13 protein-coding genes are annotated in these 15315 nt (G+C 59.8%); 4 read left to right on the forward strand and 9 right to left on the reverse strand.

Annotated features, from left to right (window positions below):
- Positions 1 to 201 precede the first annotated feature (201 nt).
- From H8F01_RS20410 to H8F01_RS20430, 5 genes are all read right to left on the reverse strand, one after another.
- A complete protein-coding gene (locus H8F01_RS20410) occupies positions 202 to 1446 on the reverse strand; it encodes a hypothetical protein (protein ID WP_187056832.1) in 1245 nt (414 codons plus the stop codon).
- A gap of 84 nt (positions 1447 to 1530) precedes the next feature.
- Positions 1531 to 2052: a GNAT family N-acetyltransferase gene (locus H8F01_RS20415; RefSeq protein WP_187056833.1), complete on the reverse strand. Its 522-nt coding sequence runs from the start codon at positions 2050 to 2052 to the stop codon at positions 1531 to 1533.
- Positions 2053 to 2188: 136 nt separating this feature from the next.
- Positions 2189 to 3799, reverse strand: a complete 1611-nt coding sequence (locus H8F01_RS20420; protein WP_222615694.1) for a helicase HerA-like domain-containing protein — start codon at positions 3797 to 3799, stop codon at positions 2189 to 2191.
- Between the two features lie 104 nt (positions 3800 to 3903).
- On the reverse strand, positions 3904 to 5154 hold the full coding sequence (locus H8F01_RS20425; protein ID WP_187056835.1) for an SIR2 family protein: 1251 nt from the start codon (positions 5152 to 5154) through the stop codon (positions 3904 to 3906).
- Positions 5155 to 5360: 206 nt separating this feature from the next.
- Positions 5361 to 6449, reverse strand: a complete 1089-nt coding sequence (locus H8F01_RS20430) for a site-specific integrase (protein ID WP_187056836.1) — start codon at positions 6447 to 6449, stop codon at positions 5361 to 5363.
- Between the two features lie 104 nt (positions 6450 to 6553).
- Between H8F01_RS20430 and H8F01_RS20435 the strand changes: the two genes are divergently transcribed.
- Entirely contained in the window at positions 6554 to 7483 is a 930-nt protein-coding gene (locus H8F01_RS20435) for a DNA-binding protein (RefSeq protein ID WP_187056837.1), read from the forward strand.
- 14 nt (positions 7484 to 7497) lie between these two features.
- Here the strand turns inward: H8F01_RS20435 and H8F01_RS20440 are convergent, their stop codons facing one another.
- Complete coding sequence (locus H8F01_RS20440; protein WP_187056838.1) at positions 7498 to 7698, reverse strand: hypothetical protein; 201 nt, start codon at positions 7696 to 7698, stop codon at positions 7498 to 7500.
- A 412-nt stretch (positions 7699 to 8110) separates the two neighbouring features.
- Here H8F01_RS20440 and H8F01_RS20445 point away from each other — a divergent pair, with 412 nt between their 5' ends.
- The 3 genes from H8F01_RS20445 to H8F01_RS22040 all read left to right on the forward strand — a co-directional run bounded on the left by H8F01_RS20445 (position 8111) and on the right by H8F01_RS22040 (position 9684).
- Positions 8111 to 8563 carry an aminoacyl-tRNA hydrolase gene (locus H8F01_RS20445; protein WP_187056839.1) on the forward strand — a complete coding sequence of 151 codons (453 nt, stop codon included), beginning with the start codon at positions 8111 to 8113 and terminating at the stop codon, positions 8561 to 8563.
- A 54-nt stretch (positions 8564 to 8617) separates the two neighbouring features.
- Positions 8618 to 9118 (forward strand): hypothetical protein, encoded by a 501-nt coding sequence (locus H8F01_RS20450; protein WP_187056840.1) that lies wholly within the window; start codon positions 8618 to 8620, stop codon positions 9116 to 9118.
- 113 nt (positions 9119 to 9231) lie between these two features.
- Complete coding sequence (locus tag H8F01_RS22040; RefSeq protein WP_187056841.1) at positions 9232 to 9684, forward strand: HAD domain-containing protein; 453 nt, start codon at positions 9232 to 9234, stop codon at positions 9682 to 9684.
- A 357-nt stretch (positions 9685 to 10041) separates the two neighbouring features.
- Here the strand turns inward: H8F01_RS22040 and H8F01_RS20460 are convergent, their stop codons facing one another.
- The 3 genes from H8F01_RS20460 to H8F01_RS20470 all read right to left on the reverse strand — a co-directional run bounded on the left by H8F01_RS20460 (position 10042) and on the right by H8F01_RS20470 (position 15258).
- Entirely contained in the window at positions 10042 to 12519 is a 2478-nt protein-coding gene (locus tag H8F01_RS20460) for an efflux RND transporter permease subunit (RefSeq protein ID WP_187056842.1), read from the reverse strand.
- An 18-nt stretch (positions 12520 to 12537) separates the two neighbouring features.
- Positions 12538 to 13605 carry a WD40/YVTN/BNR-like repeat-containing protein gene (locus H8F01_RS20465; protein ID WP_187056843.1) on the reverse strand — a complete coding sequence of 356 codons (1068 nt, stop codon included), beginning with the start codon at positions 13603 to 13605 and terminating at the stop codon, positions 12538 to 12540.
- A gap of 303 nt (positions 13606 to 13908) precedes the next feature.
- Positions 13909 to 15258: a DUF1329 domain-containing protein gene (locus H8F01_RS20470; protein WP_187056844.1), complete on the reverse strand. Its 1350-nt coding sequence runs from the start codon at positions 15256 to 15258 to the stop codon at positions 13909 to 13911.
- Positions 15259 to 15315: the final 57 nt, after the last annotated feature.

A 15315-nucleotide genomic window follows, 5' to 3' on the forward strand; every position in this document is an offset into this window, starting at 1 on the left:
CGGCAGGAGTGATTCGCCCGTGTTATAGGGGTAGGGCGTGATCGCTTTCGGTTTGACCCACTTGCGTTCAGTGCCTCAAATGCAACCTGAGTGGCGAGCGGTGGACGCACCTTCTCAAAGCCTCTGATTGCTCATCCTTAGCAGGCGCAGGAACCATCAGCGCTCGCGGTGTCTGATCCAGCGAATCGGGCGAGGCGATTACTATCCCGCTCCCAGTGTTGGGGCTTGGAGTGCGACGAGCATTTGATTTATTCGACTCCTGACTTCGTTGGCGAAAAGTCCGCGAGCATCAAATCCAGCCGCATCGAGCAGCGGCCACGTGTATTCACAAAACAGGCCAGGTCGCGGGTGTGCCTTTTGACGTTGACTCGCGGTGAACTCCCTGTCGAACGCTTCTTTACCCGATGTATCAAGGATGCAATCGGCCTCGAGCGTGTCCAGATACCCCGTCCATTCCGACCGGGACAGCTCGCGCGATTGCCCGATATTTTCCACCCAATACGTGCAATATTTCTCAACGCTGCACGGCGAGCTTGCCCACGCATATCCCCCGGCCATGAATCCCCAGTGGAAGTTGGGTTCGACTCGCCACCCTTTGGATCTGAGCGCAATCAGGTTTTGTACTGATGTCGGGTCCGAAAAAAGAGCTCGTGCCTGTCCGAGCGTGTCGGCCGGATACATACGAAGACTTACGGCACCCGCATCGCTCGGATAGCCAAGCCAAGCCATGAAAATTTTCGGCGTACAATCGAAGTCGCGCCAACCTAGGCCCTTGCCTTCCTCGCCACCGACCGCGATCCCTTGGATAGCATCCAGGCGCCTCTCCAGGCGGAAGCGATTGTTCCCACAGCGACTGATCGTTGAGTAGGGGCCGATGTTAGGAAAATGTTCCTCAACAAAGTCCAGAAAGTCGCAAATCACTGAGCGCTCAGCGCCGTGAACCAAGTTGCGATCCACAAGATCGGAGAGCATCGCCAGCACATCTTGCCATCGCACGGACCGAGGTTGATCCTGAAACTTCACCGGTGCGCCATGCAGGTTGATACGGTGGGGCTGCTCAGTCGGCTCACCCCAGTTGATCTTGTTTTCCACGACGACAACCAGTTCGCTGCCGTAGGTGATAATTGCGTCCAAAACCTGTTGCCGATCAGAAACCTCAAAGATGGCATTTACCTGCTTCGCATCGGGTGCTAACCAGACACTGATTCCTGGGATGGCGTCCCCATCAAGCGGGGGTTCCTGCTTCGTCACTACGCGCTGACGCTGCGTCGCAAACTCGGCCGGTGGCAAAGTTTGCAGCGCACGGCCGGGTGAAACAAAATTGAGCCAGGCCTGATGTGCCATAGGGCTGTAGCGGAGCACGACCAAAAGCGCTCGCGTGAGCTGATTCTCATGCCACGCCGCTGCTGACTGGAAAGGAACGAAGAAGTTTAGGTGGTTGGTCATGGTGTAAACGGATATCCATACGTCTCAGCGAGGGCGATGCAGTCGACGAATCAACCCCTAGCGCTCTAGCTCGCCGCAACGGGTTTAAGCATAGTCTTTGCCACAGCGACCTTCGTGACCAAGCACAAATAGTTGGATGGCGCGCGCGCCGTCTCGCGAAGCATAGGCCGTTCCCACCGGGACGAAATCAAAAAGTCTCAGCACACGGTGCATCCCTTGGTTTACGTCTGCGGACGTCGCATAAACCGCCCCTTGGGCATGCTCAAGGAGCTTTTTCACAAGGTCGCGGCTAATTCCCCGACGTCTTGCTTGCGGCTTGATATAAACCCAGCCGAGCTCGCGGGCGAACTTCTCCGCCATATCAGGCACGCCGGCCTTCTTAAAAGTCTGGTTTCGGTACCCAACATTTGGATTTTTGAGACCTGCGACGCCTTGAACTACCCCACCATCCTTAGCAAAAGCTACGCGATGTGCTCGGTCTAGCAGCTGCGTCAAAGTCGCTGGGTTGACTTCACCTCCTTCGAGAATGCACTCCACAAAGGAGCGCCTGTCATCACCCGAAAGTTCATCGGGACTGTGCACCGATACCACGATTTTCTCACCCATCTAGTTTCCCTCGATCTGGATCATTTATTGCGCAGGGCGCCCTTGTTGTCGGGAGCGGGGAATACAACGAGGAGCAGCCGAAGTTCGCACTGCGCTTGAAGCAGTTAGTGTGACCTGCTCTACAGCCTCTTGGAACTCAAGGCTGGGGCACGTCGCCTGGCTGCCAATGATCAGCATAATTTGCCCCGTGAGACTTTGGAGCAACTCGCGGCGGTAGTATCTGGACGGGAAGGGGCATCGGGCTATCCACACCGACAATAATCGCCTCGCCTTGACCCAGTGTTGGAAGAAAGGCAGCGGCTCCTGCATCCAGGTTTCCACAGGCCCTCTCAACTACGGCACGATCCCGCTCGTTAATGAGGCGATGAACGATGAACATGCCCATTTGACTAAGCACGTCTTCGGGAATATCGCGAGGACGTTGAGTGGCCAAAACGCATGTCAGCCCATACTTTCGCCCCTCCTTGGCGATTAGGCCGAACGCCTCCAACTCTGTACGGGAGAATTCGTCGCCGAGACTTTTGTCGAGAAACTGATGAGCTTCGTCCAGTAGGACGACAAGCGGTAGCTGTTGGAACCGCCCACAGCGTGCCAAGTTCAGGAGGTATCGCCCAACCGCGTTGGCGACGAGCTCGCGGGCATTGTGCTCGAATGACAAGAATTCCAAGCTAACACGAAGGATGCGTTGGCCAGGATTCTCCAGAAACCGCTCGAGGACTGTGGGAAGCGGCTCGAGGTCTTCAGTATCGAAAAGACACGCCAGACTGGGTGAGGCCAGATCACTCTCGATCCTCGACATCAGTGTCACGCAAGCACTGACCTCGTTTGGCGTAGGTCCGCCCCAGCAGTTCACATTAGCATTGAAGCCAGCCGGATAGACGCATTCTTCGTTGATCTGGCTGGAGAGGAGCCGGATGTCAAAACGAGCCCCTTGAGCGGACAGAGCATTGGCGCTCGCAATGACCGCGTCCTCGAAGGGCGCCCTAGGTCGACCTTGCTTCCTTATCAGCCCCCCGTTTGCCAGCTCAGGATGAAGATGTGCAACTTTCAAGCTGCGCACTGCTTCTCGAAATTTTGGAGCTTGGACGCCCGGACTTGGACGGAACAGAACGAATAGATCTGTGTCGGTCAGCTCTGTATACGGAAAGCCAACGAAACGGCGTGAATCTAGGGCACCCGTTCTAGATCCGCCCAGAAAAACATGAGTCACACCTGCAGCCTGATTTGCATACTCACCGGTGGCGTCGAACAAGATTGCCTTGCCACCTAGTCGAGAGATTTCCTCGACTAAGTGGGCAGTCGTCCAACTCTTTCCTCCACCAGTTGCGCCCAAAACTGCGCAGTGCCGGCCGAAAAGTTGCGCAGGATCGACGGCGATACTGGTATTCTGCGCATGGGGAAACACAGCTAGCTGCACTTTCTTGGCATTGGCGAGCGCGCTCGCTTCGATTGCTTGCTTCAGCAGGAGTGGGTGAGCTGAGTAGACGTATTGGCTAACCCGGGGGGAGATGGGGATGCCCTTTGACGACCTTCCAGTTTGGAGGTCCACAGCGGTTAGAAGTTGGACTACCCCGATAGGGTGCGGTGCCTGATGACTTTCAGCTTCGAACTCGACAGATAACCTGTCGCGCTCAGGCAGACGAACCTCGAAGATCCGACCGAGGACGGCGTGCTCCTCGCCTTCAATGACAACAAACTCACCGACTTGACCGCCCATAAGCGGAAACCCTGCTAAGTGCGCGCTCATGGGCGTGGACGCGTGAGGAAGATTGACCTCGACGAGACCGGGCCGAACTCGGCACACGGTGCCGACGTAGCGCGCATGATCGAACGGGTAGATTGCTAGGCTGCTCATTGCACTTGGCCCAAGCTGCGCATACGTGCCACGTGTTTTTCCATGTCAGACTGAGCGACGATGTCTGGCACATAGGCCAGCAAGCCGTTGAAGCTCTCATTAATCATTGACAGGCGTGCGTCTCCTGCCTTGGCCAGCTGGGCCAGCTTGCGAATGTGCGCATTGATCAATGCCTCGCCCGGCCTCGGAACTGGGTCTCCTCCAACGGTATGAGGGGCGAGGTAGGGGCCAGCCACAACAAGTTTTAGACTAAGGTTCGACCGGATCGCTGACATGATTGGCTCTGCCAGGTGGTTGTCATTAAAGCCAAAGCCGACGACCATCACCCCGACATTGGGTTGGCGAAGCGCAGCTTGGAAGGCAGCAATCATCTCCAGGTAAGGCTGCTCAAATGCAAGTTCATATTTTGAGTTTCGCGGATAGATGAGAACGGGCTGCGCCGCACCCGCCACCTTGTGAACTTCGTTGGAGACGGGATCTCGCTCCCAGTCAATAGACCCGTGGAGCTTGTAAAGATGGAATAGGTTCGGCACGAAGTCTTGGCGCTCGCCATCGTTACCGCGTGTGACAATGTCGTAGCTAAAATTAATTGCGTCGAATGTGGACGGGATGGAATAGGAGAACCCATCATTCACAATGAGTCGCGCTTGGCGAGCCGCCTCTTCGAAGCAACGATCGTAGTTTGTGGTGAAGAGCTTAGCCCGCTGCTTGCGATTGGAGCGACGCGCTATTCGGCGCAGGAACTGCTCATGAATGGGAAGTGCATGGTTGGCAACAACGAAGTTGGTTGCGTCAGCGATTTCGCGCTCAGCCAGTGCTACGAAAGCCGCGACCTTAGCTTTGTGCTCAGCGTTGAAAACTGCTTCGGCCATTCGGCATCGGGAGAGTAATGCTTCGATGTTGGTTTCGTCTTGCGGGTAGCCAATGACTTGAATCAACGCATTGAAGTCAAAGCCTAGGGTGTCGGCGACTGCGTTAGTCTTGTCGCGAACTCGCACCCAGAGGTCCCACATTGTGGGTGCCTTGGCGGCGCCAGGCTTCGATGGTTCAACACCGAGAGACGTTCCTAGCCCTGCCAAAATCACTAAATTTTCGCAGTAGAAGAGCTCGGAGATGACGCGCTTTGCTTCTGCGACGGCGGAATCTGGGGGAAAAATGGCGGGCCGCGCATTTCCCACCGCTCCGGCGGGTAGCGCCGGGAGTTCGGCGAGCCAGTTGCCTTGTGTCATGGCGCTCAAAACTTGCATGATGCCCCTGTCCCTTTGGTTGGTCGCCGCCATCCTAGCGCGCTCCGACACACCTCGTTATCTAGCGGCGTGCCCCAGGTGGCCACTTCAAGCTCAAATGCGCCCCCCCCGGCCACTCAGCACGGGGATGTTGTGCCAACACCGGCGGCGTGCGCTTTGCGCAACGAGAGCGAGAGGGGGCTTCTCACTTCAGTTCCACACGTCGCTCAGTGTTCCTCTAGAAGGCGCGCTGCCGGATTATCGGTTGCACTACCCGCCTGAAAGTATCCCATCACGCTGGACACCGCCCGATGCTCGGTCATCGCCATGATCGCCGGCAACGGCACGCCCTGTCGGCTCGCTTCGGTGACGAAACCTGACCGCAAACTATGCCCACCAAAGTCTCCCTGCAGACCCGCGAGTTTCGCGCGCCGCTGCACGATCTCGCCCACCGCGGCCGGGGAGAGGGCAGGTCCAACTCGTTGCTTCCACAGCCGCCGAAAAATCGCCCCCTCGGTAATGCTGGCTGCGGCCAGCCAGGCCTCGAGTGCCTGGGCGGCCCGATCTAAAACCGGTTTGTCGGGTGTCGAGGTCGCGCCCACGCCGGCCTGCTGGGTCTTGCTGTGCTCCAGTCGGTAGATAAAGCCCTGGGGACCGATGCGGCGCAAGTCGCGCAGATTTGCCGCGGCGACCTCGCTGCGACGCCGGCCGCCGCTGGCAAAGCCAAAGCAGAGCAGGGCGCGGTCACGCAGGCCTTCGAGGCTGTCGTCACAGGTGGCCAGCATGGTCTCGAGCTCGGCGAGGGTGATCGCGGTCTTCTTGCGCGGGCGCTCGCCTCGCTTGACCGCGGCGCGGGCGGCGCGGCTGAGCACCGTGCGAATGGCCGGCTGCTCGCACGGATTGGTCACGTGCTTGAGCCGATGCGCCGTGGACAGCACCGCGACCCGATGACGGACCGTCGCCAGCGTCCATGGGCCCAGGTTGGCTTTGAGGCCGGCGGCCACCAAGGCTTGGTCGATGGTCGGCGGCAGCTCCCAGGCCAACTCGCCATCGGCGGATCGGCGGACCACATGATCGACCACGAACTGCAGCACCGTGGCTTCGGACACCGGCAACGTTAGTTCGACGCCGTAGCGCGCCGTGTGCCAGCCGGCCCAGTAGCGCAGGGCACTGGCGTAGCTGCGAGTGGTGTTGGCGGCGGCCGCTTCGGCGAGCAATTCGCGCACGGCGTCGGCGGCCTGCTGCGCCAGCTGGATCGGCAACGCCAGGCTGGCGGCCGGCTGGGCAAGGGGCGAGATCGTGGAAATATCTTTCATAATATGTAATGTATACTACGAAATAGGGCGTCTACCCACGATAATCATCACTTATCGCGAGTAAGAATCCAAGCGGGCAGGGGGCCGATCGAGGAGACCGTTCCATGGCACGAGGCATTACCCAAGACCAGGTCAGCGCTGTCGCTGAGACCATCCTCTATGTCGGCGAGAATCCGACCGTAGAAAAAGTCCGAGCCGCTCTCGGCACCGGCTCGCCGAATACCATCACGCGCATGCTCGAGACGTGGCGCGGTCAACTAGGGGATCGGCTGCGCCAGCTCAGCACTTTGCCGGAGGTGCCTGTCCCGGTGGGGCAGGCGATGGTCGACCTGTGGCGTCTCGCGATCGAACACGCGAAGCATGCCCTGGATGAGCACTTCTCAGAAGAAAACGCCCTGCTGGAGACCGCCCAGGCTCAGCTCGCGCAGGAGCGTGGAAGCTGGGAGCAGCGCCTGCAGGTGGCCGAAACCAGCCTGGCGCAAGCCCGGGCGGCACGCGACCTCGCCGAGCACGCCTGCAACACCCTCGATGGCCAATTGGAAGACAGTCACGCTCTCCGCTCAGATCTGCAGCAACAGCGCGATCGACTGCAAGTCCAGTACGACCAGCAAGCAACGCTGCTCCAATCGCTTCGGTCGCAGCTGGACGAACACCAGGCCGCAATGGAGGCGGAGCGCGAGCGCCGAGACACGCACCTTCGCGCTGTCGAAGATCGTGCCCACCTCGAGGTCGATCGCGCTCGGCAAGAAGCGAAGCAATGGCAGCAACGATGGGAGAGCTCTGAACGAACCAGTCGCGAAGTGCACACCGAAATGCAGAGCCGGATCGAAATGATCAGCGATCGGGCTCGTCACCTGGAACAGGAGCTGGCGAGCAAAATGGGCCAAGTCACCGCCCTCGAAAAGGCACTAGCGGAAGCACGGTTCGCGGCCAAAACTAAACCGCAGCAATCGAAGGCTACGGCCAAGGTGCCCGCCAAGCGCGGTCAGCGACCGAAATCATCGGCTCGATCAGCCACTCTCAAATTACCCTGATCCTTGTCGGTCGCTCATCGAATCATGTCGTAGAGTTCGCTGAGCGAATTTACCGGGCCAATGGTTGGGCAATGCGTGGGAATTACGAACGCGTCGAAACGGCTGCCCGCTCCATCCATCGGGCGATCGCGTAGGGCGGCCTTAAGCGTTGAATTCGAGAAGCCCAGCGAAATGGCAGTCCCGCCGACCAGCGCTTGCAATTCATCGACGTACATACCAAATGCTGCTTCACATTTACAAGATCGCGGCTCCCGCGGGTACAGCCGAAAAACATCGTGGCACGTGGTGCAGTAGATGAGCTTCAAAGGGGTTCTCGCCGATAGTGATGTGGTGCCTATTTAAGCGCGCATCGCTACCCATTTTCATCCACCAAAGATGACTCGATTTCTTCGCATTCCTAGATGACCAGATGGAATCCGGATTCTGTAACCACCACCGTTGATTAACTTCAACCAAGACTCCTGTCGTAGTGGATTGCAAGGTGTGCGCTCAAGCTCCTGCATTGCTCAATTGCATGTCAATGGACAGCCGTGAGGAATGAGACCTTGCCGCCTGGCTAACTTCAATGTCATCTCATGAAGCTCTACGATGTCCCTCGGTTAAGTAAACCCACGCGATGGCACTCTCATGAAACACCTTCTCGATCCTGACATTGCCCTTATGCTGGACGAGCGAAAGCGCACGATGGCTGACTTCAGCGCTGACTATCGGCCGCTCAATATGTATGTCATCTATCGCGCCGATCTCGACATGAGTCCAGGCAAGCTAGCTGCTCAGTGCGGACACGCTCTTGTAAACGCGTTCGACAAAGCCAAGCACGACCGTCCCCTGATCACGTCCACATACAAGGGGACCGGGGAGGGGACAAAGATTGTGATGTATGCGAAGAGCCTTCAGGCCCTGATTCGAGCCTACCGGGATATGCAGAACGCTGGCCTGCCACATCACCTAGTCATCGACCGTGGGCATACGCTATTGCCGCATTTCACCGGTGAGCCAGTCGTCACGGCACTGGGGATCGGTCCCGTGTATCGAGACGAGGTCGAAGGGACTACGAAGCGCTACACGATGGCCAAATGAGGTAAATCTCGGCCTAAGCTTACGAAGAAGGCCTTACGATTCTGATGAGGCGCCATGAGAGAGGACGAGTTAGTACAAGCCGAGCAGTGGGTGAATGAGTGGCATATTCGCGCCAAGATCGAGGCGTGGCCCGACTCGGATACGATTATTCAGGCGCTCGGCCCGGGACCCGTCGACCTGAGGGCCTTGCGCGCGTCAGGCAAATTGCTCGGGGTGTGGTTTAAGCACGAGCGGCGCTTTCGTTATCCGCCGTGGCAACTATCCATGGGACGACTTCATCCGCAACTCAGTGATTTGCTCGATGCGCTGGCCGCGAATCCAGCCATGACACCGGAGGCAGACCCAAACGGCTGGCTCCGCCTTCAATGGCTGGTCACGCCACGGCCATCACTAAGCGAGCTTGCATTGGCTGACCAGGCCGCCAGCGATGGTGTAGCAGAAGACTCAGAAGACCTTAGTGATGATGGACGTTCACCAGCTGACGTGTTCAAGATCGATTCTTCTGCGGCTGTTGCGTTGGCTCGGTCAGATGCGGCCTGGATGAGCTCGAGCTGACGCGTCCACCAAAGAACGGCAAAGAATTGCCGTAGACAGGACGAAGGCTTATTACGCTAGATATTAGGCCCTGGACAGAGCTGATGTGCCAACGACGCGTTTGCTGTTACTTAATGCTTGACTTCGATGGTGTTTTACACGCCGCAGATGCCGGAGCGGACACCTACTTCACGTCTCTCTCCGAGCTCGAGTCGGTGTTACGCGACCTAAGGTGCGTGGACGTGGTCATTGTGTCGTCGTGGCGGCACATCCATTCACTGGACAAGCTCCGGACATTTTTCAGTCAAGATCTTCGCCATCGCATTGTTGGCGTCACTCCCGACATCGCCCCGGCAGCAGGGTCAGATGATCGCGGCTCCCGTCAGCGAGAAATAGAAGCCTGGCTGGCGCGGATAGAAGGGCCCGGCCTACCTTGGGTGGCGCTGGACGATGTTGCGTCTCTTTATGACCCCGGGGCCCCAGTCCTTGTGACGCCAAATGGATTCGGCCACTTCGAGGCTGCTGCCTTGCGAGCTGCCTTAAGTGACCCAGTCGCCTTCGGGAGACGGTGCGCCTCTGCTTGCTAGCTGCGGACCTCATGACGACTAAGGTGACCCGACTCGGGTCACGACTGTAGCCGGGTTAGTTCTGTTAGCGCGGGTCCTCTCGAAATCACTTTGGCCAGCTAGAGGTCCAGCTATTAGTGTTACCTGGACGGATTGGCCGTCAAATCGGCCAAGTAACGTTTATACCTAGTGTTGCGTAACGGAAATACTTGGCTCGGGTCGTGCCAAGGCGCAGCCGCCTCCGTCGCCCAATCAACAATTTCGCATAATGTATATTATGTAAAATTACGAATATTGCGTCATAGCCAGGGATCCCGTTCCAGGCTATGACGATCCCTTCTCTGACCCCAGCCACCTCTGGCCCAAATTCACACGGGGCTATGCGCGGCTGGCTCCGCCCGATGCCGAACCGAAGCGTTTGGTGCGCCCGCCTTCGGAGCTTGCAGCACGCAAGGTCGAATCGCGTAGCAGGAAATGCGACAGAGCCGGGATGAGCACGAGCGCTCCCACCATGTTCCACAAGAACATGAAAGTAAGCAGGATGCCCATGTCGCCCTGGAACTTGATCGGCGAGAAGGCCCAGGTCACCACGCCGGCGGCCAGCGTGACGCCCACCAGGGCGACGACCTTGCCGGTGAACTGCACGGCATGTCGATACGCCTGAGCCAGCGGCACCCCGGCCCGTTGCTGGGCGAGCTGGATGGAAAGCAGGTAGAGCGCGTAGTCCACGCCGATGCCCACGCCCAGAGCGATGACCGGCAAGGTGGCGACTTTCACGCCGATACCCAGGGCCACCATCAAAGCCTCGCAAAGGATGGACGTGAGCATGAGCGGCACCACGGCCACGATGACGGCTCGCCACGAACGGAACGTCACGAAGCACAGCACGATCACCGCACCGTAAACGTAGAACAGCATGGTGTGGTCAGCCTGGCGCACCACGATATTGGTGGCCGCATCAATGCCGGCGCTGCCGGCGGCAAGCAGGTATCGCCGGTCTTTTGCACCGTGCGCGGAGGCGAACGACGCGGCGGCAGCAGCGACGCGATCGAGCGTTTCGGCGCGATGATCGGAGAGATAGGCGATCACAGGCATGATGGAGCACGCGTTGTTGAACAGGTCCGGATTGTTCACTGATGCTTGCTGCGCACCGTAATTGAGCACGTCCTGGTTGCGTGCGAGCGTCAGCCACTTGGGGTTGCCTTCATAGGAACCGGCGGTGATCTGGCGCACGGCATCGCCAAGGAATGTGGTTGCCTGCACGCCGGGCACTTGTCGCAGCGCCCACGCCAGCCGGTCCGCCTCCACCAACGTCGAATACTTCAGGCATCCCTCGGGTGGTGTCTTGACGATAACCGCGAAGACGTCGCTCGATAGCGAATAGTTGCCGGTGATGTAGGCGTTGTCACGGTTGTAGCGCGAGTTGGCGCGCAGTTCCGGGGCGCCCGACTCCAGGTCGCCGATCTTCAGGTGAGTGCTTACCGCGAAACCCACGACGGCCAGCACCGCCGACGCGCCCAGCGCGACCAAGGCCCAGCGGCGCGTGGTGAAGCGGTCCAGCCAGTGCCAGTGCGAACTACCGCCCTTCCCTTCGACCTGGTCGTTCTCGGCGCGCAGAGTTCGCGCGGCCGCTGCCGGGTCGACGCCGGTAAAGGACAGCAGCACCGGCAACAACAAAAGGTTGGTAAAGATCAGCACGGCAACGCCAATGCTCGCGGTCAGCGCAAGATCCTTGATCACCGGAATGTCGATCATCATCAGTACGCCGAAACCCACGGCGTCGGCCAGCAAGGCGGTGACACCGGCCAGGAACAACCGGCGGAAGGTGTAGCGCGCGGCGACCAGTCGATGCGTGCCACGACCGATATCCTGCATGATGCCGTTCATTTTCTGCGCGCCGTGCGATACGCCAATCGCAAAGATCAGGAAAGGCACCAGAATCGAGAACGGGTCAAGCGAGAAGCCCAGCAGCGCCACCAGGCCCAGCTGCCAGACCACGGCGACGACGGAACACAGGATGACCAGCGCCGTGCTGCGCAGGCAGCGCGTGTAGCCATAGATCACCAGTGTCGCGATCAACGCGGCGATGCCAAAGAAGCTCATCACCTTCACCAGGCCATCGATGAGGTCGCCGACAAGTTTGGCGAAACCGATGACATGCAGGTGAACCTTGACGCCCGGCGTTGCTTCATAACGCGCGCGGATATCCTCCAGCGAACGCGACAAGGTGCGGTAGTCGATGGGTTTGCCGGTGTCCTGGTTTTTGTCCATCAGCGGCACGAAGATCATGCTGGACTTGAAGTCGTTGCCGACATAACGACCGACGATGCCAGAGCGCGCGATATTGAGCTTGAGTTGCGCGGTGCTCTGCGGCGAGCCGTCGTAGTTGTCCGGCATCACCGGACCGCCTCGAAAGCCCTCCTCCGTGACTTCCGTCCAGCGCACCGATGGGGTCCACAACGACTTGACCCAGGCGCGATCGACCCCGGGGGTCAGGAAGAGATCGTCGTTGATCTTTTTCAGCACTTCCTGGTACTTCGGGTCGAAGATGGTGCCGTCCTCGTTTTCCACGACCACACGCAACGAGTTGCCCAGGCCGCGCAGTTCGCCCGCGTTCTCCAGGTAGTTGCGGATGTAGGGGTGGTGGCTCGGTATCATCTTTTCGAAGCTGGCGTTGAAGCTCAGCTTCGTTGCCGCGAGCCAGCCAAGCACGAGGGTGGCAAGCACGCAGGCCATCACCATGATGAAGCGGTGATTGAACACCAGTCGCTCCAGCCAGTTGCCGGAGCGCTTGTCAAAGGCCTCGATGGACCGCACGACGGGCATGCGATCAAGAGATTCGGTAGAAGCAGTCATGAAAGTATCCTGGCCGGCTCAATGAAGCGGCTGGGCGTGTGCGCCCAGCGCGCCGACCGTCACGATGACGTCACCGGATACGGCCACCGCGGATGCGGGGGCCGGCTTGGCCGGTCGATGGGAAACGAAATGCTCGCCGCCGTCGCGGCTGAGCAGGACGGTGCCGGCCTGGCTCACCAGGGCGAGGCCCTGCGCGCCGAAGCTCGAACCGCCGGTGATGCCTTCCTGCAAGCCGGTATTCACTGGCAACCAGTGGACGCCGCCGTCGGTGCTGCGATAGGCGTTGCCGCGCAGCCCGTAGACCATCACGGCGTCAGTGGTTCCCGCCACGCCGAAATAGGTGCCTTTGTAGGGCGTCTCCAGTGCATGGAAGCGCCCTGTCTGGCGATCGAGCTTGAGCACAAGCCCTTGTTCGCCGGTGATGTAGACGTCCGTGCCGACGCCATGGACGGCGTACAGGTGCAGTCGATCCGGATTGTCGGTGCGATCAAACAGCGACACCCAATGCTGCCCGCCGTCCGTCGTCTCGAAGATCAGGTTGAACGCGCCAACGATGAAGCCATGCTGCGCGTCGGCGAACCACACGTCGAGAAACGGATTCTCGGCGCCCTGGGCTGCAATGTGACTTACCTCGTCCACCAGCTTGTCAGCCTGCTCCTTGCTGCCGAGCTCGCCCTTTGACCCACGTGCACGGATCTGCGCCAGCATCAGTGGCCCCGAGCCACGGCCATCCATCTGCACGGACCAGTTCGCGCCGGCATTGGTGGTGTGCAGCACGATGCCGTCGTGCCCGACAGCCCAGCCCAGCTGGGGCGTGGGAAAGCTGACGGCGACCAGGTCGGACGACACAGGCACCCTCGCCTGCTGCCAGCTCGCACCATGGTCATCGGAGTAGACGATATGACCTCGTTGCCCGACAGCAACCATCCTGTTTCCAGCGATCGCCACGCCATTGAGCAAACCCCTGGATGCGAGCGGGCTCATGTCTGCCGGCGCGTCCAGCACATCAGCGAAGCCGGCAACCGACACGGCGGGAAGTGCGAAGGCCAGCGCGACCAAGGCGCGACAGATGCGTTGCGTGAACATGTGATGCCCCGAAGATCTACAACCTGGGTCTTGAAACCCGTACCGCCTACCTTGGCGTGATGCCGGATGGCATCATGCTTCGCCGGTATGGACGGGTGATGCAACGTCGTGAGGTGCGTGGCAAATGGCGGTGGGGCGCTGCGCTTGTCGGGCGACGTTGGGCGCAAACCCTCCCCCGAGAATGTTGCTGGTCGCCGCGGTCATGCAGCACATGCCTCGCCACCGCCATTGCCATGCTTGGGAGTCGCGAAGCGAAGACGGCTTCGCTCCGCGACCATGCTCACGATGTTTTTTCCTGGACGATCAGCGCACGCCCGATCCGGCCAGCGATTCTGGCGCCCAGTCCCGCTCCGACATCGGCTTGGTGTAGCGCACGCCACCCGTTTCGCCGGAGAAACCCGTCAACGAGTACGAGCCTGCCATGACGTCGTAGATGCCATGCAGGTCGGCCACGGGGGCTGGCATGTCATAAGCCGGCGTGATGTACGCAAAACCCGTGCGGAACAGCTGCCCGTGTGCGTCATACGCCTCGGATGCCACCGCCGCCCAGCTGTCCTCGTCGAGATAGAACGTTCGCTTGCTGTAGATGTGGCGCTTTCCGGCGGCGAGCGTCGCCTCGACCACCCACACGCGATGCATCTCCCAGCGCACATCGGCGGGATTGAGGAAGTTCGGCGTAAGCAAGCCATCGGCCTTGGATTCGTAGGCCATCTTGTAATCGTTGTACGGAACGTAGATTTCCTTCTTGCCCACGAGCTTGAAGTCGTAGCGTTCCATCGAGCCGTTGAAGAGGAACACATCGTCGAACGTGGACGAACCGCCCGAGCCCGGATTGGGCGTATCGAAGGCGAGATCGGGGGCGACCTTCACGCGGCGCTGGCCCGGCAGGTACTGCCATGCCTTGCGACCCTTGTCGCTGTAGTTGAGCGGATCGACGATCTGCATGGCCTCGCCTGCGCGACGCGCCGGGCCGGTGTAGGTCAGGCGCTGCTCCCAGAACACGTCCGCGTCAGGCTTGCTGGTGTCCCAGTACGGATACTCCTCGACGGCGTTGCCTTCGGTCGACAGCGTTGCGTGCCCCGAGGCGTCCACGTTGTAGTTGCGGTACTTGGTGTCATAGGCCACGCCATTGAAGCGCACCAGGTGGTTCCACATCGCTTCGAAGCCGGTCTGCGGGATCGGGAACGGGAAGCCTGCGTGGCAACCGCTCATGGAACGACCGCCGGCATCGGTCTTCGCTTCCAGCGCGCACTTGGCCGTGTTGTCCACGACAAACTTCGGGAAGGCCGCCGTGCGGTGCGTCGGATAGACGTCGATGTGATAGCCCGGATACTTCTTCATCAGGGCCTTGGTGCCCTCGGTCAGGTTGGCCGAGTACTTGTCCATGTTCTTTGCATCGATCGTGACCACCGGCTTTTCGCCGGCAAACGGGTCGGGCCGGATGCCGCTGCCTGCCTTGAATCCGGAGGGTGCGCTGGTAAGGCCGCCGCTGTAGGCAGGAATGGCGCCATCGGCGCTGGCGGCCATGTCCGCGCCGACGCCGGTGAGTGTGGTGCCGAGCTTCTTCGCCTCGTCGGACGACACGCTGGCATGACCCACGCCGGAGATCAGAACGGCAATGGCCCCGGCCATCAAGGCTTTGCGAAATTGCATGCGCATACTCCTCACAATTGTGATTCCAGTGTCGGGGCGCGTGCTCTGGCACCACCC

Source organism: Dyella telluris (genome assembly GCF_014297575.1).
Taxonomy (GTDB): Bacteria; Pseudomonadota; Gammaproteobacteria; order Xanthomonadales; family Rhodanobacteraceae; genus Dyella; species Dyella telluris.

What these genes read in the sequence shown, in the direction of transcription:
- H8F01_RS20410 (WP_187056832.1), bottom strand. Translation starts at nt 1,446, where the DNA reads ATGACCAACCACCTAAACTTCTTCGTTCCTTTCCAGTCAGCAGCGGCG.
- H8F01_RS20415 (WP_187056833.1), bottom strand. Translation starts at nt 2,052, where the DNA reads ATGGGTGAGAAAATCGTGGTATCGGTGCACAGTCCCGATGAACTTTCG.
- H8F01_RS20420 (WP_222615694.1), bottom strand. Translation starts at nt 3,799, where the DNA reads ATGAGCGCGCACTTAGCAGGGTTTCCGCTTATGGGCGGTCAAGTCGGT.
- H8F01_RS20425 (WP_187056835.1), bottom strand. Translation starts at nt 5,154, where the DNA reads ATGCAAGTTTTGAGCGCCATGACACAAGGCAACTGGCTCGCCGAACTC.
- H8F01_RS20430 (WP_187056836.1), bottom strand. Translation starts at nt 6,449, where the DNA reads ATGAAAGATATTTCCACGATCTCGCCCCTTGCCCAGCCGGCCGCCAGC.
- H8F01_RS20435 (WP_187056837.1), top strand. Translation starts at nt 6,554, where the DNA reads ATGGCACGAGGCATTACCCAAGACCAGGTCAGCGCTGTCGCTGAGACC.
- H8F01_RS20440 (WP_187056838.1), bottom strand. Translation starts at nt 7,698, where the DNA reads ATGTACGTCGATGAATTGCAAGCGCTGGTCGGCGGGACTGCCATTTCG.
- H8F01_RS20445 (WP_187056839.1), top strand. Translation starts at nt 8,111, where the DNA reads ATGAAACACCTTCTCGATCCTGACATTGCCCTTATGCTGGACGAGCGA.
- H8F01_RS20450 (WP_187056840.1), top strand. Translation starts at nt 8,618, where the DNA reads ATGAGAGAGGACGAGTTAGTACAAGCCGAGCAGTGGGTGAATGAGTGG.
- H8F01_RS22040 (WP_187056841.1), top strand. Translation starts at nt 9,232, where the DNA reads ATGCTTGACTTCGATGGTGTTTTACACGCCGCAGATGCCGGAGCGGAC.
- H8F01_RS20460 (WP_187056842.1), bottom strand. Translation starts at nt 12,519, where the DNA reads ATGACTGCTTCTACCGAATCTCTTGATCGCATGCCCGTCGTGCGGTCC.
- H8F01_RS20465 (WP_187056843.1), bottom strand. Translation starts at nt 13,605, where the DNA reads ATGTTCACGCAACGCATCTGTCGCGCCTTGGTCGCGCTGGCCTTCGCA.
- H8F01_RS20470 (WP_187056844.1), bottom strand. Translation starts at nt 15,258, where the DNA reads ATGCAATTTCGCAAAGCCTTGATGGCCGGGGCCATTGCCGTTCTGATC.